This is a genomic window from Jiangella ureilytica, from assembly GCF_004348545.1.
In the GTDB taxonomy this organism is placed as follows: Bacteria; Actinomycetota; Actinomycetes; order Jiangellales; family Jiangellaceae; genus Jiangella; species Jiangella ureilytica.
In genome coordinates, this window is the sequence record NZ_SMKL01000066.1 from 1 (window position 1) to 18,809 (window position 18,809).

An 18,809-nucleotide genomic window follows, 5' to 3' on the forward strand; every position below is an offset into this window, starting at 1 on the left:
TCGTGTGATGTGTCCTTCCGCGAGAACCATTGGCGTGGTCTCGCTGACCATCACACGATGGCCTCCACACGCGTGGTCACCCACGCCGTCAGGCCCGACGAGTTACACCACAAGCGGGGACATCACCCGGATGCCGACGTGTGTCCGCGATCAGCGCGGCGTCAGTGAGCCCGCGCGACGGCGCCAGGCGACCGTCGCGGCTACGGCGGCGCCGGCGGCCACGATGCCCGCGGCGGCGGCCAGCACCCCGCCGCGCGGGCCGGCTCCGTCGTCCGAGGCGGCGGCGCGGTTCGCGTCAGAGCCGGGCGAAGCGCCGCTGGCGACCTCGAGGACGACCGGCTTCGACGGCTCGGAGGTGAGGTCGTCGAGGGTCTGGGTGGCGACGACGACGTGCCGGCCGGCGGGCAGCGGCGGGTCCAGCCGGACGGTCCAGCTGCCGTCGGCGCCGGCCTCGGTGTGCAGTTCGGGCACCGCGGCGACGTCGGCGCCGGAGGCTGCGACGCGCACCGACACGGCCGCGCCCGGAAGGCCGGCCCCGCGGACGAGGCCGGCGTCGGCCGCCACGATGCCGCCCAGCGGCGCGCTGACGACGGGGGCGCTCGGCGCCACGCCGACGCCCGCGACGGTGACGGCCTCGGTCCCGCCGGCGTCCGTGCCGTCGCCTGCGGTGAGGGTGGGCGCGGCGGCCGGGTCGGCCCCGCCCTCGGCACCGGAGGCGGCGAAGCCCCCGGCCAGGTGCTGGGTCAGGACGGCGTCGAACCGGCCGGCGGGGCGGGCCGCGCGCAGCGACCAGGTGCCGTCGTCGCCGACCGTCGTGGTGGCGAGGACCTCGCCGCCGACGGTGAGCCGCACGCCGGCACCCGGCTGGCCGGTGCCCTCGAAGTGCAGCCGGCCGTCGGTGCTGACGTGGCCGGGCGCCGGCCAGCTGACGCCGAGGTCGGCCACGGCCGCGACCTCGAGCTCGCCCGTGGTCGCGCCGGAGGTGACCGTCCGGTCGCTCGTCGCCGGCCGGAGCGAGGTCGTCGCCTCGTACTCGTGGGTGCCGGGGTCCAGCGGTTCGCCGACGGTGGCGCTCCAGCGCCCGGCCGGGCCGACCGTGGCCTCGACGGTGGGCCCGCCGGCGATCTCGACGGTCACGACGGCGCCCTCGGCGGCGTCGGCGGTCCCGGTGACGGTCGGAGTGGGCCCGGCGACGGCGCCGTCGGCGGGCGCCGTCACGTCGGGCCGGCCGACCCGGACCGCGAGGTCGAAGTCGTCGCCGTACAGCTCCTCGACGCCGGCCGCGCCCGCGATCGCGTAGCCCACGGCGACGTCGTCGCCTGCCGCCGCCAGGTCGCCGTCGGCGCAGGTCGGCCCGGTCCGGGTGGAGCCCGAGTTCAAGCCCAGCGCGTACTGGCCGGTGACGACGGCACCGCCGCTGTCGCCGGGGAGGACGCAGGCGTCGAAGAGGAAGCCGGTGACCAGCTGGCCACTGACCGGCACGGTCGCCTGCGCGTCGAGGACGTGCCCGCAGGTCCATCCGGACGCGACGCCGGCCGAGCAGACCGGTGCGCCCGCGACGGGGGCGATCGAGTCGTGGACGGCGAGTGCGGGTTCGTCGCCGGTGCCGGGGCTCCACGCCGCGACCTCGGGCGCCACGTCGCCGCCGACTGTCAGCAGCGCGGCGTCGCGGCCGTCGCCGAAGGCCGCGCTGCCCGGCACGAAGTCGCCGATGCCGGCGCCGATCAGGCCGGGCCAGGTGTCGCCGGCTCCGGCCGACAGCGGGGCCGGCGGCGCGAGCTCCCGGGCCCCGGACGCGAACGGACCCTCGGGTCCCGCGGTGCAGTGCCCGGCCGTGAGCAGCAGCGGGTCGCCGTCGTCGTCGGTGCCGGTGAACGCGGTGGAGCAGTGGTAGTCGGCGGCCTGGTCGTCGACGGCGAGCCCGCTGCCGCCGCGGTGGTCGTCGCCGGACTGCGCCGACACCCGGACCCGGCCGACCGGCGCGCCGCGGACCTGGGAGCCCACGGCGACGACGCGCTCGGCCTCGCGGTCGACGTAGGCGAGCTTGTCCTGGGCCCGGGCCGCCGTCAGCGCGTCGGCGAGGACGTCGCCGACCTGCACCTCGGCGCCGGCGGTGCGGGCGGCGATCGCCTGGCCGCGGTCGGTGACGGCGACGTGCAGGGTCTGGCCGTCGAGCCAGGCCGAGCGGACCGCGTCGCCGAGCGAGCCGACGACCTCGCCGGCCAGCCGGGCCGCGGCCGCCGTCGCCAGGTACTCCTCGGGTGACAGGTCCAGATCGCGACGGACCGCGTCGGCCAGGCCGGGCGGGAGCTGGGCGGCGCGCCCGGCGAACTCGGCCGGGTCGAAGACGCGCATGCGGACGGCCGGTGCGGCGGGCGTGGTGTCGACCTCGAGGGCGGCGGCCGGCGCGGCGACCGTGACGAGGGTCGCGGCGGCGACGGCGAACGCCCCGGCGGCGAGCGCGACGCGGCGGCCGAACGACGAACCGTCCACTGACGTCCCGCCTCCCCTCCGACCGAAGTCCCCCCCCGAACCGGGACCGACCCGGTCGAATCGCTGCTCAGCGGCGTTTCAGCCGCTCCGCCGACCGAGGTTACCCGCGGGGAACCCCGGCCCGGCCCTTGATGTGTCAGGAATCACCCGTACGGTCGATCCCCTGGCACGGCCTCGGACGCGGCCCGGGAGGAGCCCGGGTCCGCGCGGGCCCGGACTCCCCTTGCGTAGCGGCGCGCCCGCTACTGGGCGGCCGCGGTGCCCGCCGTCGGAGTCAGCGGGCGGCGCGGTGCCGGCGGCGGTAGTCGGCCGCGCGGGCCCGGTTCTGGCACTGGACCGAGCAGAACCGGCGCCGGCCGGCCGGTGAGATGTCCACGTAGACGTCGGCGCAGCCGCCGTCGACGCAGATGCCGAGGCGGCCGGGATCCTGCTCGGCCACCTGCGCGCGCAGGGCGAGCAGCGCCGCCGCCAGCAGGGCGTCGTCCTCGGCGGTGAGCCAGACCGGGCGGACGCGGTCGCCGTCGATCACCAGATCGGGTCTGATGGCGAGGCCGGTCAGCAGGGCGGAGATCCGCTCGACCCGCTCGGCCGTCGACGGCCGGGCGAAGATCCCGAACACGACGTCGGCGAAGTCCGCGAGGTCGGCGTCGGTCAGCCGGTCCGCGACCTCGGGTGGGAGGCCGGCGCGGTGGACGTGATCGGCGCGGCTGGGCACGTGCGAGCGGGCGCCCGCGCGGCGTGGTTCGGCGCCCCACCCGTTCACCAGCTCGACGAGCGTGTCCATCGGCATCGGCCGCACCCGGACGTCCACGACCCCAACATAACGCGTTGCGGCGGCTCAATGCGTTGCGTAACGTAATGACTCACATATTCGCGTGACGATCGGAGTCTCGATGGTGGCGACGATGCGGGACGTGGCCGAGCGAGCCGGCGTCTCGCTGAAGACGGTCTCCAACGTGATCAACGACTACCCGCACATCACCCCGGCGACCCGCGCCAAGGTCGAGGCGGCGATCACCGCGCTGGACTACCGGCCCAACATCACCGCCCGCGCCCTGCGCAGCGGCCGCGTCGGCGTCGTCGCCCTCGCGGTCCCCGACCTCCGCTCGCCCTTCTTCGCCGCCCTCGCGGCCGCCGTCGGCCGGGCCGCGAAACGCCACGACCACGCCGTCCTCATCGAGCAGACCGACGGCGACGCCGGCTCCGAGCGGGTGGCGCTCGACGGCCTCCGCAACCGACTCGTCGACGGCGTCCTGGTGTGGCAGACGGCGGCGACCACCCGCTCGGCCGGTTCGAGTCGCCCTGTCGTCCTGCTCGGTGCGGGACGTCCCGACGCCACCGCACCACCGGTGGAGATCCTCGCCCGCGACGGGGTCGACCTGCTCCTTGCCCGCCTTCGGTGACGTGGGTCGCCGCCACCTGATTTCAATACCGGTATAGTTATCGCCGACAGGTTCGGAACGCCGTCCGCGAAGGTGCCGCATGATCGAGTTGAAGACCGCCGCCGAGATCGAGATCATGCGCGCAGCCGGGCGCGTGGTGGCCAACGTTCACGCCGAGGTGCGCGCCCACGCCGTCCCCGGGGTCTCGCTGCTGGAGCTGGACGAGGTGGCCCGCAAGGTCATCGACGCGGCAGGGGCGGGGTCGTCGTTCCTCGGGTATCACCCGCGCTTCGGCGCGACGCCGTACCCGGGCGTCATCTGCACGTCGGTCAACGACATCATGCTGCACGGCCTGCCGACCACGTATCGCCTCCGCGACGGCGACCTGATCAGCGTCGACTGCGCCGCCCACGTCGAGGGCTGGCACGCCGACGCGGCCGTCAGCTTCGTCGTCGGCACGGCGCGGGCCGAGGACCTCGAGCTCATCGAGGCCGCCGAGCGAACCCTCGCCGCCGGCATCGCCGCCGCCCAGCCGGGCGGGTACATGGGTGACATCGGTCACGCGATGTCCGCGGCCGGGCGAGGTGCGGGCTACGGCATGCAGAACGACTTCGGCGGCCACGGCATCGGTCGGGCCATGCACGAGGAGCCGTTCGTGCCCAACGAGGGCCGCCGGGGGCGGGGCTTCCGGCTGCGGCCGGGCCTGGTCATCGCCATCGAGCCGAGCCTCATGGCCGGCGGCCGCGACGGCTACCACATGGCCGACGACGGCTGGTCGCTCGTGACCGACGACGGCAGCCGCAGCGTGCACGTCGAGCACACCGTCGCCATCACCGAGGAGGGTCCGCGCATTCTCACCGTGCCGTGACGGCCGGGCGCGCGAGTACGGGTTCGCTCCGTACGGCCGGGTGCTGATAGCCTTTCCAGGCCCGAGCCCGCGTAGCTCAGGGGATAGAGCGTCTGCCTCCGGAGCAGAAGGCCGTAGGTTCGAATCCTACCGCGGGCACACAGGTCAGATGGTGTCTCGATCTTCGCCACGCTCTGCTTCCGATCTGTCGTCGAACCGCTCGGATGGCGACACAGCGACTCGCGAGCCCAGCGCTGCTTCGCCCATGGCATCTCATCGCGCGTCGACATCCCGCATCCGCCGTAGCTCGTCACGAACGGTCTGCAGGGCGCCGCGGTATGGAGCTCCCGACGTTCTCTAGGCGTTCTTGGGCGCCGCACCGCAAGAACGGAAACGTCGTCTCACGCATTGAGCCGTTCGACGGGCGAGGCGGCGCCGGCGCGGCTAACGTCTTCGAGCGTGGACGTTGCTCGATACCGTGCCCACTGCCCCACCTGCCCGTGGACCAGCCGCGACTTCTCCCGCTACGGCACCGCCGAGAACGCTGCCCGCGCGCACGCGGACGAGAAGGACCACGCCTGCCACGTGATCGACCAGTACGGGTTACGGGTGACGGGGTCCACAGTGCGGCCGGGCGACAGCGCCTGACCCGATGCGCGACGACGCCGCAGCTCAGCGGGATCTTGCCGACCTCTCGCCTATCGTTGCGGCATGGTCCTCACGCGCACGGCCGGCCCAGACCTCGCCGGCCTCGTGCTGCCGATCGCCAAGACGCTGACGGCGCTGGAGACGTCCGTCGCGCGCCGGCACGGCCTGACACCGTGGCAGTACGCGATCCTCGCGGCCGCCGCCGAGCCGCTCTCGCGCACCCAGGGCGAGCTGGCCGGAGCCATCGGCTACGACCGCAACCGCATCGTCGCCGACCTCGACGAGCTGGAGGGGCGCGGCCTGGTGACCCGCCATGTCGACGCCGCCGACCGCCGGTCCAACCGCATCGAGGTGACCCCGGCCGGCCGCCGGCTCGCCCGCGCCACCGCCCGCGACCTGGCTGCCGGCACCGAGGCGCTGCTGGCGGCGGTGGGTCCCGGCGACGAGCGCGCGGCGCTGCTCGCGGCGCTCGCGGTGCTGTGCGACCGGTGCGCCGACGACGACTGGCGCGCCCGCTGGCTGCGCCGATGACGTTCATCTTCCGCCCACTCCGGCGCGACGACTTCCCGCTGCTGCGCGGCTGGCTCCAGCACCCGCACGTCGCCCGGTGGTGGAACCACGAGACCGAGCCCGGCGACCTCGAGCGCGACTTCGGCGGCACGGCCGACGGCTCGGAACCGGGCGAGGACCTGCTCGCGCTGGACGACGGCGTCCCCGTCGGCCTGGTGCAGCGGTCGCGGCTGGCCGACTTCCCCGACTACCTCGAGGAGTTCGCCGTCCTGACCGAGGTGCCACCGAACGCCGTCACCATCGACTACCTCGTCGGCGACCCCGGCCGCGTCGGGCGCGGCCTGGGCACCGCGATGATCCGTGCCGTCGTCGCCGACACCTGGGCGACGCAGCCCGGCGCCGACACCATCCTGGTCGCCGTCGTCGCCGCCAACACCGCATCGTGGCGGGCGCTCGAGAAGGCCGGCTTCCGCCGGGTCGCCGAGGGGCGCATGGAGCCGGACAACCCGGTCGATGACCCGCTCCACTACGTCTACCGCCAGGACCGGCCCGGCGACGGCGGCGAGGCCGCGGCCGCCGCGGTCACGGGCAGCGGATGACCAGCCCCGCGTAGGACAGTCCGCCGCCGAAGCCGAACAGCAGCACCGGCGCCCCGGCCGCGATCTCGCGCCGCTCGACCAGCTTCGACAGCGCCATGGGGATGCTCGCCGCCGACGTGTTGCCGGACTCGACGACGTCGCGGGCGACGACGGCGTCCGTGGCGCCGATGCGTGCGGCCAGCGGCTCGATGATGCGCAGGTTGGCCTGGTGCAGGACGATGCCGCCCAGCTCGTCGGGCGTGATGCCGCTGCGCTCACAGGCGAGCCGGGCGATCCGCGGCAGCTCGGTGGTGGCCCAGCGGAACACCGCCTGGCCCTCCTGCCCGAACGTGCCGAGCCGGCCCTCGATGCGCACCGCGTTGGACATCTCCGGAACCGAGCCCCAGGTCACCGGCCCCACCTCGGGCTCCGGCGACGCCACCAGCACGACCGCGCCCGCGCCGTCGCCGACCAGCACGCAGGTGGAGCGGTCGGTCCAGTCGGTGAAGTCGGTCAGCTTTTCCGAGCCGATCACCAGTGCACGCGTCGCCGCGCCCGCGCGAATGGCGTGGTCGGCGGTCGCCAGCGCATGGGTGAAGCCGGAGCAGGCGGTGTTGACGTCGATGGCCGCCGGCGTGGTCACACCGAGCCGCGCGGCGACCCGGGCGGCCATGTTCGGCGACCGGTCGATGGCGGTGCACGTGGCGACCACGAGGTAGTCGATGTCCGCGGGCGCGAGCCCGGCGCCGGCCAGCGCCTTCGCCGCGGCCTGCGCGGCCATGGAGTCGACGGTCTCGTCGTCGGCGGCGATGCGGCGGGTCTCGATGCCGACCCGGGAGCGGATCCACTCGTCGCTGGTGTCCACCATGGTGGCGAGCTCGGCGTTGGTGAGCACCCGGTCGGGTTGGTGGTGGCCGACGGCGACCACGCGGGAGCCTGTCATGCTCGCAGCGTAATCGCGACCCCGGGAGAGGCGATGACCAGTCACCACTACACGACCACCGTCCGCTGGACCGGCGACCAGGGCACCGGCACCGCGTCGTACCGCGGTTACTCGCGCCGCCACGACATCGAGGCCGACGGCAGGCCGGTCCTCGCCGCCAGCTCGGACCCGGCGTTCCGCGGCGAGGCGGACCGCTGGAACCCGGAGCTGCTGTTCGTCGCGGCGCTCTCGGAGTGCCACATGCTGCAGTACCTGCACCTGTGCGCGGCCGCCGGCGTCGTCGTGGTCGGCTACGAGGACACCGCCGGCGGCACCATGGAGATGACGCCCGACGGCGGCGGCGCGTTCACCGAGGTGGTGCTGCGCCGCGCCGTCACCGTCGCCCACCCGGGCATGGCCGACGAGGCCGCGAAGCTGCATGAGCGGGCGCACGAGCTCTGCTTCCTGGCCTCGTCCGTGCGGATGCCCGTGCGGCACGAGCCGACGGTGACGGTCGCGGCCGGGTGAGGCTCGACGACCTCCGCGACTGGATTGACGCCGACTTCGGCGTCCGGTTCGTCGAGGTGACGCCCATCGGCCATGGCGCCGACGCGGCGGCCTCGGTCTGGCAGGTGACGCAGAGGGATCGCACGCGCTATGCGGTGAAGTGGAGCGGTGGCGGGTCGGCGGCCGGGCTGCTGCTGCCGGCCCGGCTCGCGGAGCTGGGCGTCGACGGCGTCCCGGCGCCGGTCCGCACGCACGAGGGCGGGCTGTGGAGCGAGCGGGACGGGCGGCGGCTCTCTGTGCAGCCGTGGGTCGCCGACCGGCGGGCGGTCGACACCGCGATGACGCCCGCGCAATGGACGGCGTACGGCGCGCTGCTTGCGCGGGTGCACGCGGTGCCGACGGCCGACACCGTCGTCCGCGCGCTGCCGGTCGAGGACCACCGCCCGGACGAGCTGCTGGCGACGACGGCGACGGTGACGGCGCGGCTGGGCGGCGCGGGCGACGACGGCGACGACCTCGTTCGCGGGCTGGCAGCGGCGTGGCGCGGCGGCGCCGGGCTGCTCGGCGCACTGACCGCCCGGGCGGCCGTCCTCGGTGACGGGCTGCGCGACCGCACCGCTCACCCCGTCGCCGTCTGCCACACCGACGCGCACCTGGGCAACGTCCTGCTCGGCGACGACGGGACGGTCTGGCTCATCGACTGGGACGACGCGACCCTGGCGCCGCCCGAGCGCGACCTCATGTTCGTCGTCGGCGGGCTGCCCGGGTTCGCCCCGGTGGGTGCCCGTGAGCTGGCCTGGTTCGCTGCCGGCTACGGCCCGGTCGACCCGGATCCGGACCGGCTCGCGTACTACCGGACGGTCCGGGCACTGGCCGATCTCACCGAGTTCGCCGTCGAGATCCTCGACCACGACGTCGGTCGCGAGGGCCGGGAGTTCGCGCTGCGGATCGTGCGGGCCGAGCTGGCCGGCGCGGGACTGGCCGCCCTCGCCGTCGCCGATCATGGGGCGTGAGACCATGACGGCCATGAGGACCTGCACGCACCTGGACACGGTCGCCGAGGTGACGCCGTCGGGTACCGGCTGCGTCGAGTGCCTGCGCGAGGGCGGCCGCTGGGTGCACCTGCGGCTCTGCATGGCGTGCGGCCACGTGGGCTGCTGCAACAGCTCGCCGGGCAAGCACGCCACCGCGCACGCGCACGAGCACCCCGACCACCCGATCATCCGGTCCTACGAGCCGGGCGAGGACTGGTGGTATTGCTACGCCGACGAGCTCACGTTCGAGATCGAGGGGCAGGAGCCGGCGCCGTCACATCCGTGAGCCGTCGTCGACGGTCACGCCGTGCTCCACCGGTGGTGCGCACCTGCACCTGACCCCGTACCGCGGCGTGAGCTGGTGCGTCAGCGTCCGACGGCGTCGGCGATGAGCTCGACCTGACCGGGATCGCCGCTGCACGGGTAGAGCACGACGTCGGTACAGCCCGCGTCCCGCAGCCGGGTCAGCTCGGTGCGGATCCGCGCGGGGCTGGTCCACGTGTCCGCCCTGGCCGGGCCGAAGTACTCGGCGCCGTAGTAGTGGCGGATGTAGTCGTCGGCGACGGCGTTCGCGGCGGCGCCGAGGCCGACGTACCGGCCGGTCACGACCCGGGGCCGGCCCTCGCGCCCGGCGTCGGCCCAGGCCTTCGCCAGCGTCGCGGCGCCGGAACGCAGCAGGTCGAGGCCGAACAGCGGCGCCACCCAGCCCTCGCTCGGCGCGGTGGCGGCGCGCTCGACGGCGGCGGGCACGGTGCCGCCGAGCAGGGTCCGCGCCGCCGCCTGCAGGCCCGGCAGCGCCCGCCGGAACGTGGCGAGCCGTCCGGCGGTCGCCACGCCGCTCGCCGCGTAGTCCGCGGGCCAGCCCCCCATGCCGAGGCCGGCCACCACCCGTCCGCCCGAGAGCCGGTCGACCGACGAGAGCTGCTTGGCCAGCAGGGTCGGGTTGCCCCGCCAGTTCACGTTGAGCACCGTCGTCACGAGCTCGACGCGGGAGGTCGTCGCCGCGGCCGCGGCCAGCGCCGTCAGGGGGTCGAGGTTGTCGTAGACGAGGCGGTCGATGACGCCCACCGACGCGAAGCCCCGTCGTTCCGCCGCCTCGGCCCACGCGCCGATGGTGGTCATGTCCGCATCCGGCACGGCGGCCGGCAGCCCGATTCCGATCCTCATACCCGACGACGGTAGGAAGCCGACGACAGGGCGGTCTTGAAGGATTCGGACGGACTCGGAAGCGAGGCGCAGCCTTCATGCACCCATGCCCGCGACACCGCCGTCAACTCGATGTCAGGCCCGGGCAGGCGGGATGTTGTGGTTGGAGCGGAACAGGTTGGCCGGGTCGTAGGCCGCCTTGACCGCCGCCAGTCGCTCCCAGGTGGGCGACGGGTAGGCGCTGCGGGCGTGCTGCGGGCCGTCGTCGCTGACGAAGTTGACGTAGGAGCCGGGGACGTCCTGGTCGAGGGCGGCGGTGAGCTCGTCGACCCACTGCCGCCGGCCCGGCCGGTCCTGCGGGCCGAGCACCATCGACACCACGTTGACCATGACCTTCGCGGCCCGGTGGCCATAGGCCGTCGCGTCGTCGGGCACCCGTGAGATCGCGCCGCCGAGGACCCGCAGCTGGACCAGCCGCAGCGGCGCGTCCGACCTGGTCAGGTGGGCGACGATCGTCTCGGCGGTGGCGAGGTCGACGTGGTCGAGGTAGCCCGTGGTGCCGACGGTGACCGGCCGGGGCGCGGCGGGATCGTCCGGCGGGAACAGACCCGGGTACGGCATCGGGCGCACCAGGTCGGCCACGGGCGTGGCGATGCCGCGGAACGGGGCGATCGCCTGCCGGCCCGCCTCCGCCGGGCCGGCGTAGCAGAGCGTGCCCATGATGACGAGCTGCCCGCGCAGGTGTGCGGGGACGAACGGCAGCGGCGGGGCGGGCATGACGGTGGCGATGGTGCTGAGCTGGTCCGGCGCGGCGGCGGCCGCGGCGGCGAACGCCGCGATGTTCTCGGCGGTCGCCGGCAGCAGGAGCAGCCCGCCGACGATCGACGGGAGCTCGTGCAGGCGGTACCGGAACCGGGTGACGACGCCGAAGTTGCCGCCGCCGCCGCGGATCGCCCAGAACAGGTCCGGGTGGGTGTCCGCGTCCACGTGCAGGATCGGCCCGTCGGCGGTGACGACCTCGGCGGCGAGCAGGTTGTCGATCGTCAGGCCGTGCAGCCGGGAGAGGTGGCCGACGCCGCCGCCCAAGGTGATGCCGCCGATGCCCACCGAGCCGGTGTCGCCGAACCCTGTGGCCAGCCCGTGCTCGGCGGCCGCCGTCGTGTACGCCCCGGCGGTCAGCCCGCCGCCGGCCCACGCGGTGCGCGTCTCGAGGTCGATGTCGAGCCCGGTGAGCCCGCGCACGTCGACGACGAGGCCGTCGTCGATCACGCCGTGGCCGGCGGCGCTGTGCCCGCCGGCGCGCACCGACAGGGGGACACCGACGTCGCGGGCGACGCCGACGGCCGCGGCCACGCCGGCCGCGCCGTCCGGGCGGACGATCGCCGCCGGGCGCCGGTCGAAGCCGCCGGCGAGCAGGGCGCGAGCCGCGTCGTAGCCGTCGTCGCCGGGCACGATGACCTGTCCGTCGACCATGGAACGGAGCTGGGGGAGGGGTAGCTGGTTGTCGATCATGTCGAGCCGTCCTCGTCGCGAGATGTGTCGTTCCTCGCTTGACGATGCGGCCGCGCGAAGTGTGACTCCGACCCGCCGAGGTCACACGTCGGCCCGCTCGTTCGTCATCAGTACGGGAGGAGGTGCCTGATGACCGATCCGAGCCTGACGGCGATCATGAGCGAGCGGCGCCGGCTGATCAACCTGGCGTACCGGCTGCTCGGCTCGCTCACCGACGCCGAGGACGTGGTGCAGGAGACCTACGCTCGCTGGTACGCGATGCCGGAGGAGCAGCGCGACGCCGTCGAGACCCCCGCGGCCTGGCTGACCACCGTCGCGAGCCGCATCTGCCTCGATCAGCTCGGTTCCGCCCGGGCCCGGCGCGAGAGCTACGTCGGCGAGTGGATCCCCGAGCCGGTGCCGGACCGCACGGAGTGGGTCACCGGCCGCCCGGCCACCGAGGCCGCCGAGGCCGCGGACCCGGCCGACCGCGTCACCCTCGACGAGTCGATCAGCATGGCCTTCCTCGTCGTCCTCGACTCCATGACCCCGGCCGAGCGCGTGGCGTTCGTGCTGCACGACGTGTTCCGCTACTCCTTCCCCGAGGTGGCCGAGATCGTCGGACGCACGCCGGCCGCCTGCCGCAAGCTGGCCTCGTCGGCCCGCCGCCGCATCGACGCGACCCGGGCGCCCGCCGTCCCGGCCGACCGGCACGCCGAGCTCGTCCGCGACTTCAAGGACGCCTGGGCGGCCAAGGACATCCAGGCCCTCGTCGGACTGCTCGACCCCGACGCGACGGCGATCAGCGACGGCGGCGGCATCGTCCCCGCCTCGCTCGACCCGGTGCGCACCGGCGAGGGCATCGCCCGCTTCCTCGTCGAGGTCGTCGCCCCGCTGACGTCGCTGCAGGTGCTGGAACGGACGGTCAACGGCCGGCCCGGCCTGGTGCTGCAGCGCGACGGGGCGACGGTGACCGTGCTGGCCTTCGATGTCGACGGCGACCGGATCACGCGCATCTGGGCGGTGCGCAACCCGGAGAAGCTGCGCAGCTGGACCACCGGCTGATCATGAACCCAGGGCGCTCCGCCCGTAGGTGACCCGCGGACGAGGTGCCGGCGCTCGGCACGTCCGTGACGCCGGTGGGCATCAGCGCCACCGGCTGCGCGCCGAGGACGGCCACCGCGGCGGCGGTGGGTCCGGCCGGTCGGGCCGGCGATGTGTGGCCATCGCCACGAGCCTCGTCGGCGGCGGACCGGCGCCGCATCGGCCTGAAGTCGACGGCGGTGCGACCAGCGGCCAAGGCCGTCGTCGCCTCAGGACAAAATCACCGACCGGGTGAGGTTGCGCGGCCGGTCGGGATCGAAACCCTTGGCGAGGGCGGCGGCGACAGCCAGGCGCTGGACGCGGACGAGGTCCGCGACGGGGTCGAGCGGGTCGGCGACGACGGTGGCGCCGAGGGCCGTAACCTCCTCGCCCAGGCCGCCGGGCACCAGCCCGCCGAGGAACCAGACCAGGCTGGCGCCGTCGGTCAGGCTGACCGGGCCGTGGCGGTAGTCCATGGCGGGGTAGGCGTCGGCCCACGACAGCGACGCCTCGCGCATCTTCAGCGCGGCCTCCTGCGCCAGTCCGGTGGTCCAGCCGGTGCCGAGGAAGGTGTACGGACGGCGCTCCAGCAGGTCGTCGCCGATGGGCCAGGCGAGGGCGTGCTCGAGATCGGCGAGCGCCTGGTCGACCGGCGCGCCGAGGTGCGCGCGCAGCATCGTCAAGGCGGTCGTGGCGAACCGGGTCTGCACCACCGACCTCTCGTCGGCGAAGTCGAGCACGACCAGCTCGTCGGCGGCGTCGGCGACCTCGGCGTCGGGCACGGCGGTGACGGCGGTGGCCGGGACCCCGCGCAGGCGGTCGAGCAGCTGCAGGACCTCGGTGGTGGTGCCGGAGCGAGTGATGGCGAGGACGCGGTCGTAGGACCGGCCCTCGGGGAACTCGGACGCGGCGAACGCGTCCGTCTCGCCGTGACCGCTCGCCTCACGCAGGGCGGCGTACGCCTGGGCCATGAACCACGAGGTGCCGCAGCCGACGACGGCGACACGGTCGCCGTCGCGCGGCAGCACGCCCGCGTTCTCGTGGGCGACCTGGGACGCACGCCGCCAGCAGTCGCCCTGACTGTCGATCTCCTTCAGCACGTGTCCGCCGCCCAGCACCATGGTCCTCCAACGGTCGATCGCGCGTGGTCAGATGTGAGCGATATGCGATGTTATCAGTCACGTTAGTGCAGTCCAGTCTTGACAATCATTGGGCTCGGCGGCACGCGCGACGCGCGAGAGGCCGCCGGCACTGAGCGAGTGTGAGCGTTCATGACGTTTTTCAGTCGAGAACGCTTGACATCGAGCACGCGGCGTCGACAGGATGTGCCCATTGGGGTGCATTCGCCGCCCTCGGTGAAGCCCTCAGAGCGTTGACCTGAGCGTGTTGAAGCCGCCGGAGCTCCTTCGGCGGCCACCCGAGTTCCGTCGAACCGATCCACCGGGGTCCGCCGTTCCACGACAGCTTCGCCATGCCTTGCCGACCCCGGTGAGCCGAACGGTCCACCGAACCTCAACAGCAGGAGGTAGTCATGGCACCTGAGTCCGAATCGCCGGGCCTGACCCGGCGCGCGCTCCTCGGCACCGGCGTGGCCGCGGGCGCCGGCCTGGGCATGGCCGGTCTGCCCGGCGTCGCCGCGGCCGACGACGATCCCACCGGCCGGGCTCCGGAACGCCGCAAGGGCGAGCGGTTCATGGGCGGCGTCCCCTTCGAGCGGCACGACGTCGTGCGGGTGGGGATCATCGGCCTGGGCATGCGCGGCGGCGGCATGCTCGACCGGTTCCTGGCCACGGCCGGCGTGCGCATCACCGCACTCGGCGACATCAACCAGGCCAAGCTGGACGAGGGCGCGGCGGCGGTGCGCGCGGCGGGCCAGCCCGACCCGGCCCTCTACAAGGGCGAGCACGCCTACGAGAAGCTGGCCCGGCGCGACGACGTCGACTTCATCTACACCGCGACGCCGTGGGAGTACCACCACCCCATCTGCATCTCGGCCATGGAGAACGGCAAGCACGTCGGCACCGAGCTGCCGCTGGCCATGACGCTCGACGAGCTCTGGGACATCGTCCGCACGTGCGAGCGCACCCGCCGGCACGCGTTCATCTTCCACAACCGCTCCTACGGCCTGGACCAGCTGCGGATGCTCCGCTTCGTCGAGGCCGGGCGGCTGGGCAAGCTGCTCTACGGCTCCGGCGGCTACGTGCACGACCTGCGCGAGCTCAACTTCAGCGACGACCACGAGCCGGCCGGCTGGCGGCGCAAGTGGCACACGCGGCTCAACGCCAACCTCTATCCGGTGCACGGCCTAGCCCCGATCTCGAACGCCATGAAGATCACCCGCGGCGACCGCTACGACTGGCTCATCGCTGTGGCGTCGCCCGAGGCGGGCTACTCGGAGTACCGCGCGGCGAACATGCCGCCCGGCCACCCGTCGTGGCGCGAGAAGTACATCTGCGGCGACACGAACATGTGCTTCATCCAGACCGTCCAGGGCCGGTTCATCCGCTCCGAGCACGACGTCTCAGCGCCGCACCCGTACACGCGGGCAAACACGCTGCAGGGGTCCAAGGGCAAGCTGACCGAGGACGACCGGACGACGGCGTTCGCCAACCGCTGGCAGGTCTACGTCGAACCCGACCACGACGACCACCGGTGGCGCCTGTTCTCCGACTACGGCGCCGAGTACGACCACTGGCTGTGGAAGGCCGGCATCGCGAACGACGCCGACCAGCTCGTGGTGTACCGGACGATGCAGCTGTTGCGGCTCGGGCTGCCGCCGGACATCGACGTCTACGACTCCGCGACGTGGACCGTCCCGATCCCGCTGAGCCACGAGTCGGTGAAGCGCGGCAGCCGGGCGGTGAAGGTGCCCGACTTCACCCGCGGCCACTGGCGCGAGGACCGGCCGAACATCAACTCGGAGCAGCCCGCCGAGGTGTGACGACCCCACGCCCGCGCCCCCGGTCACCGTCGTGGCCGGGGGCGCGGGCGCGGGCGGGGGTCGTCAGCGGCCGACGGCGTAGCCCTGCATCCCGCGCGGGTTGGCCGCCGCGCGGAGGAACCCGCCGGGCTCGTGGCCGGCGGCGGAGACCCGGCCGAGCGACCAGTCGTCCTCGACGGTGACGCGGTGGCCCCTCGCGCGCAGCCCCTGCAGCACCCGCTCGCCGACGCGGCCCTCGATGTACAGCGCGCCGGGCTCGCTGCCGCGCGGGTAGAACGACGACGTGAAGTGCGTGGTGTGCCAGGCGGGCGCGTCGATGGCCTGCTGCAGGCCGTGCCCGTGGTGGACCAGGCGCAGCAGGAACAGCAGCGACCACTGGTCCTGCTGGTCACCGCCCGGCGTCCCGAACGCGAGCCGCGACCCGTCGGGCCGCAGCACCAGGCTCGGCGTCAGCGTGGTGCGCGGGCGCTTGCCCGGGGCCAGCGAGTTCGGCAGGCCGTCCTCGAGCCAGAACATCTGGCCCCGGGTGCCCAGGCCGAAGCCCAGGCCCGGCACGGCCGGCGAGCTCTGCAGCCAGCCGCCGCTAGGGGTGCACGAGACGACGTTGCCCCAGCGGTCGGCGACGTCGAGGTGGCAGGTGTCGCCGTGGGTGCCGGCCCAGGTGGGCTCGCCGCTCCCGCTGCCGAGTGGCTGCGCGACGGCCGACGGCGGACGCGGGAGCCGCGGCTCACGACCGGCGGGCCGGCCGGGACGCAGCGGCCCGGTGTCGGCGGCGGCCGCGTCGACGAGGCGGGCCCGCTCCTGGGCGTACGACGGCGCCAGCAGTGCCGCCAGCGGCACCTCGGCGAACGCCGGGTCGCCGTAGAACGCCTCGCGGTCGGCGAAGGCCAGCTTCGCCGACTCGACGACGAGGTGGACGAAGTCCGCGCCGTCCGGCTCGGCAGAGCCCAGACCGGCGGCGTCGAGCAAGGCGAGCTGCTGCAGGAACACCGGGCCCTGGCTCCATGGCCCGGCCTTGAGGACGGTGTGGCCGTGGTAGTCGTACGCGACGGGGTCCTCGACGGTCGCGCGCCACGCGGCCAGGTCGCCCGCGGTGAGCAGCCCGCGGTGCGCCGCACCGCTCTCGTCCATGACCTCGGTCGCCGCGAACGCCGTCAGCGCCTCGGCGACGAACCCCTCGTAATAGGCCCGCCGGGCCCGCTCGATCTGCTCGTCGCGGTCGCCGGAGCCGGCCTCGGCCTCGGCGACGATCCGCTCGTAGGTCGCCGCGAGCTCGGCGTTGACGAACCGGTCGCCCGCCCCCGGCGCCGCGCCCGCCGCGCCCCTCAGCCACAGCGCGGCCGACGTCGGCCAGTGGGTGCGAAACCAGGCCGCCGACTCGCCGATGACCCGCGCCGCCGACGCCCCCAGCGGAAAGCCGCCGCCGGCGTACTCGATGGCGTAGGACATGACGTCGCGCGGGCGCATGGTGCCGTAGCGCTGCAGGAGCAGCATCCAGCCGCCGAACGCCCCGGGCACGACGGCGGGCAGCAGCCCCGTCCCCGGGACCACCTCGACGCCGAGGTCGCGGACGGCGGCACTGGTGGCGGCGGCCGGCGCGACGCCCTGGCCGCAGACCACGAACGGCTCGCCGGCGGCGGCGTCCCAGCCGACGACCGGCAGGTCACCGCCCGGCCCGTTCATCTCCGGCTCGACCACCTGCAGCACCAGCCCCGCGGCGACGGCGGCGTCGAAGGCGTTGCCGCCGCGCTCCAGCACGGACATGCCGGCCTGCGACGCCAGCCAGTGCGTCGAGGCGACCATGCCGTGGGTGCCGGTGAGCTCGGGTCGGGTCGTGAATGTCGTCATGGCCTCTCGTTCCTTGGTCGGGTGTCCGCCTCGTGTGCCCGATTCGTCCCCACCCCGAGGCATGATGTCACCCGGTGGCGCCGCCGAGCTGGTCGAAGATCTGCCTCTCGACGGTGTCGATGCCGCGCCGGACGGCGCCGAGCGCGATGGCCTGGTCCTCCAGCGAGGTGACGTGCACCCGCGGCGGGGCCGGCACGGCGGCGTCGAGCTGCTGCTGGAGCCGGGGCAGGTAGGCGCCGAGCTGCTCGCCGACCTCGCCGCCGAGCACGACGATCTCGGGATTGAGCACGGCCGCGATGCTGGCCAGCCCGCCGGCGAGGTGGCCGAGGACGGTGTCGACGATGCCGGCGGCGGTCCGGTCGCCGTCGCGCGCCGCGGCGAGCACCGAGGCGGCGGTGATCTCTCCCGACCGGGACGGCCGGAGGCTGGTCTCCTCGCCCCGGGCGATCGCCTCGGCGGCGAGCGCGCTGAACGCCGTCGCGCCGGCGGCCGCCTCGAACGGGCCGAGCCCGGCGGCGGTGCCGGTGGCCGGCCGCGACCGGACGACCGGCAGGTAGCCCACCTCGCCCGCGGCGCCGTCGGCCCCGGCGTAGACGGTGCCGTCGATGAGGAACCCCATGCCGACGCCGACGTCGATCTGCACGTAGGCGGCGTTGCGCAGGCCCGCGGCCACACCCCGCCAGTACTCGCCGATGACCGCGAGGTGGACGTCGTGCTCGAGCAGCACGGGGGCCGCCAGCGCCTCGGAGAGCAGCCGGGCGAGCGGCCGGCCCTCCCATCCCGACAGCTGCGGCACCAGCCGGACGGTGCCGGACTCGCGGTCGACGATGCCGGGCGTGCCGACGACCACGGCCCGCACCGCCGACCAGTCCGCCTCGCCCTGCGCCACGACGTCGCGCACCGTCTGCCGGACCGCGCGCAGCACCTCGTCCTGGCGGCCGCCGTGCGGGGTGGGCCGCCGCGCCGAGCCGAGGATGGTGCCGTCGAGGTCGGACAGCAGCGCAAGGATCCGCGACGCCTCGACGTCGACCCCGACCACCAGCCGGCGGCGTGAGTTGAACTGCAGCAGCCGGGCCCGCGGGCCGGGCCGGCGCGGCCGCTCGGTGCCGCCGTCGAGCGACTCGGTGATCAGGCCCTCAGCCAGCAGGGTTTCGACAACCTCGTTGACGGTTGGCTTGGAGATGCCGCTGACACGCACGACATCGCTGCGCGGCATGGGTCCCTCGCTGCGGATGATGCGCAGTACATGGGCCAGGTTGAGGCGTCTGAGGACCGATGGCGATCCCGCCGCAGTGTCCCCCGGAGGTGTGACCTTCACCACGAATACCCCTTGACAGGATAGGTAGGTTTCTTATCTAGTTATACCCGAATCGCTCAGG

The 18,809-nt window shown here is 74.3% G+C and carries 18 protein-coding genes and 1 tRNA gene; 11 read left to right on the forward strand and 8 right to left on the reverse strand.

Annotated features, from left to right (window positions below):
- Positions 1–150: 150 nt before the first annotated feature.
- Complete coding sequence (locus tag E1212_RS29615; protein ID WP_162605596.1) at positions 151–2,493, reverse strand: hypothetical protein; 2,343 nt, start codon at positions 2,491–2,493, stop codon at positions 151–153.
- Positions 2,494–2,767: 274 nt separating this feature from the next.
- Positions 2,768–3,304, reverse strand: coding sequence for a CGNR zinc finger domain-containing protein (locus E1212_RS22885; protein ID WP_131986763.1), 537 nt, complete (start codon positions 3,302–3,304; stop codon positions 2,768–2,770).
- A 64-nt stretch (positions 3,305–3,368) separates the two neighbouring features.
- Between E1212_RS22885 and E1212_RS22890 the strand changes: the two genes are divergently transcribed.
- The 6 genes from E1212_RS22890 (at position 3,369) to E1212_RS22915 (ending at position 6,479) form a co-directional block, all read left to right on the forward strand.
- Entirely contained in the window at positions 3,369–3,896 is a 528-nt protein-coding gene (locus tag E1212_RS22890) for a LacI family DNA-binding transcriptional regulator (protein ID WP_203417118.1), read from the forward strand.
- 79 nt (positions 3,897–3,975) lie between these two features.
- Positions 3,976–4,743 (forward strand): type I methionyl aminopeptidase, encoded by a 768-nt coding sequence (gene map, locus E1212_RS22895; protein ID WP_131986765.1) that lies wholly within the window; start codon positions 3,976–3,978, stop codon positions 4,741–4,743.
- Between the two features lie 65 nt (positions 4,744–4,808).
- A tRNA-Arg gene (locus tag E1212_RS22900) sits at positions 4,809–4,881 on the forward strand.
- 300 nt (positions 4,882–5,181) lie between these two features.
- Entirely contained in the window at positions 5,182–5,370 is a 189-nt protein-coding gene (locus tag E1212_RS22905) for a hypothetical protein (protein ID WP_131986767.1), read from the forward strand.
- Positions 5,371–5,433: 63 nt separating this feature from the next.
- Positions 5,434–5,901, forward strand: coding sequence for a MarR family winged helix-turn-helix transcriptional regulator (locus E1212_RS22910; protein ID WP_131986769.1), 468 nt, complete (start codon positions 5,434–5,436; stop codon positions 5,899–5,901).
- Positions 5,898–6,479: a GNAT family N-acetyltransferase gene (locus tag E1212_RS22915; protein ID WP_131986770.1), complete on the forward strand. Its 582-nt coding sequence runs from the start codon at positions 5,898–5,900 to the stop codon at positions 6,477–6,479. The genes E1212_RS22910 and E1212_RS22915 overlap by 4 nt, the downstream gene beginning before the upstream one ends.
- Here the strand turns inward: E1212_RS22915 and E1212_RS22920 are convergent.
- A complete protein-coding gene (locus E1212_RS22920; RefSeq protein WP_131986772.1) occupies positions 6,463–7,401 on the reverse strand; it encodes a beta-ketoacyl-ACP synthase III in 939 nt (312 codons plus the stop codon). The two genes, E1212_RS22915 and E1212_RS22920, sit on opposite strands and share 17 nt — an antisense overlap.
- A gap of 33 nt (positions 7,402–7,434) precedes the next feature.
- On the opposite strand from E1212_RS22920, the gene E1212_RS22925 reads away from it, so the two are divergent.
- From E1212_RS22925 to E1212_RS22935, 3 genes are read left to right on the forward strand one after another with little or no spacing between them, the layout of a single operon-like run.
- Entirely contained in the window at positions 7,435–7,908 is a 474-nt protein-coding gene (locus E1212_RS22925; protein WP_131986774.1) for an OsmC family protein, read from the forward strand.
- Complete coding sequence (locus tag E1212_RS22930; protein ID WP_131986776.1) at positions 7,905–8,900, forward strand: phosphotransferase enzyme family protein; 996 nt, start codon at positions 7,905–7,907, stop codon at positions 8,898–8,900. The genes E1212_RS22925 and E1212_RS22930 overlap by 4 nt, the downstream gene beginning before the upstream one ends.
- A 13-nt stretch (positions 8,901–8,913) precedes the next feature.
- Positions 8,914–9,207, forward strand: coding sequence for a UBP-type zinc finger domain-containing protein (locus E1212_RS22935; RefSeq protein WP_203417119.1), 294 nt, complete (start codon positions 8,914–8,916; stop codon positions 9,205–9,207).
- A gap of 80 nt (positions 9,208–9,287) precedes the next feature.
- On the opposite strand, the gene E1212_RS22940 is transcribed toward E1212_RS22935, so the two are convergent.
- Both E1212_RS22940 and E1212_RS22945 read right to left on the reverse strand, forming a co-directional pair.
- On the reverse strand, positions 9,288–10,088 hold the full coding sequence (locus tag E1212_RS22940; protein ID WP_131986780.1) for an LLM class flavin-dependent oxidoreductase: 801 nt from the start codon (positions 10,086–10,088) through the stop codon (positions 9,288–9,290).
- 114 nt (positions 10,089–10,202) lie between these two features.
- The gene (locus E1212_RS22945) at positions 10,203–11,579 is read right to left on the reverse strand and encodes an FAD-binding oxidoreductase (protein WP_131986782.1); all 1,377 of its coding nucleotides are present in this window, start codon (positions 11,577–11,579) and stop codon (positions 10,203–10,205) included.
- A 129-nt stretch (positions 11,580–11,708) separates the two neighbouring features.
- Between E1212_RS22945 and sigJ the strand changes: the two genes are divergently transcribed.
- Positions 11,709–12,623 carry an RNA polymerase sigma factor SigJ gene (gene sigJ, locus E1212_RS22950; RefSeq protein WP_131986784.1) on the forward strand — a complete coding sequence of 305 codons (915 nt, stop codon included), beginning with the start codon at positions 11,709–11,711 and terminating at the stop codon, positions 12,621–12,623.
- 248 nt (positions 12,624–12,871) lie between these two features.
- Here the strand turns inward: sigJ and E1212_RS22955 are convergent, their stop codons facing one another.
- Positions 12,872–13,762: an SIS domain-containing protein gene (locus E1212_RS22955; RefSeq protein WP_131986786.1), complete on the reverse strand. Its 891-nt coding sequence runs from the start codon at positions 13,760–13,762 to the stop codon at positions 12,872–12,874.
- A 410-nt stretch (positions 13,763–14,172) separates the two neighbouring features.
- Between E1212_RS22955 and E1212_RS22960 the strand changes: the two genes are divergently transcribed.
- Positions 14,173–15,582: a Gfo/Idh/MocA family protein gene (locus E1212_RS22960; protein ID WP_131986788.1), complete on the forward strand. Its 1,410-nt coding sequence runs from the start codon at positions 14,173–14,175 to the stop codon at positions 15,580–15,582.
- 63 nt (positions 15,583–15,645) lie between these two features.
- Here E1212_RS22960 and E1212_RS22965 read toward each other — a convergent pair whose 3' ends face one another.
- Positions 15,646–17,430: a gamma-glutamyltransferase family protein gene (locus E1212_RS22965; RefSeq protein ID WP_131986790.1), complete on the reverse strand. Its 1,785-nt coding sequence runs from the start codon at positions 17,428–17,430 to the stop codon at positions 15,646–15,648.
- 67 nt (positions 17,431–17,497) lie between these two features.
- Entirely contained in the window at positions 17,498–18,751 is a 1,254-nt protein-coding gene (locus E1212_RS22970; protein WP_476702853.1) for an ROK family transcriptional regulator, read from the reverse strand.
- Positions 18,752–18,809 lie beyond the last annotated feature (58 nt).

What these genes read in the sequence shown, in the direction of transcription:
- map (WP_131986765.1), top strand. Translation starts at nt 3,976, where the DNA reads ATGATCGAGTTGAAGACCGCCGCCGAGATCGAGATCATGCGCGCAGCC.
- E1212_RS22910 (WP_131986769.1), top strand. Translation starts at nt 5,434, where the DNA reads ATGGTCCTCACGCGCACGGCCGGCCCAGACCTCGCCGGCCTCGTGCTG.
- E1212_RS22915 (WP_131986770.1), top strand. Translation starts at nt 5,898, where the DNA reads ATGACGTTCATCTTCCGCCCACTCCGGCGCGACGACTTCCCGCTGCTG.
- E1212_RS22920 (WP_131986772.1), bottom strand. Translation starts at nt 7,401, where the DNA reads ATGACAGGCTCCCGCGTGGTCGCCGTCGGCCACCACCAACCCGACCGG.
- E1212_RS22925 (WP_131986774.1), top strand. Translation starts at nt 7,435, where the DNA reads ATGACCAGTCACCACTACACGACCACCGTCCGCTGGACCGGCGACCAG.
- E1212_RS22935 (WP_203417119.1), top strand. Translation starts at nt 8,914, where the DNA reads ATGAGGACCTGCACGCACCTGGACACGGTCGCCGAGGTGACGCCGTCG.
- E1212_RS22940 (WP_131986780.1), bottom strand. Translation starts at nt 10,088, where the DNA reads ATGAGGATCGGAATCGGGCTGCCGGCCGCCGTGCCGGATGCGGACATG.
- E1212_RS22945 (WP_131986782.1), bottom strand. Translation starts at nt 11,579, where the DNA reads ATGATCGACAACCAGCTACCCCTCCCCCAGCTCCGTTCCATGGTCGAC.
- sigJ (WP_131986784.1), top strand. Translation starts at nt 11,709, where the DNA reads ATGACCGATCCGAGCCTGACGGCGATCATGAGCGAGCGGCGCCGGCTG.
- E1212_RS22955 (WP_131986786.1), bottom strand. Translation starts at nt 13,762, where the DNA reads ATGGTGCTGGGCGGCGGACACGTGCTGAAGGAGATCGACAGTCAGGGC.
- E1212_RS22960 (WP_131986788.1), top strand. Translation starts at nt 14,173, where the DNA reads ATGGCACCTGAGTCCGAATCGCCGGGCCTGACCCGGCGCGCGCTCCTC.
- E1212_RS22965 (WP_131986790.1), bottom strand. Translation starts at nt 17,430, where the DNA reads ATGACGACATTCACGACCCGACCCGAGCTCACCGGCACCCACGGCATG.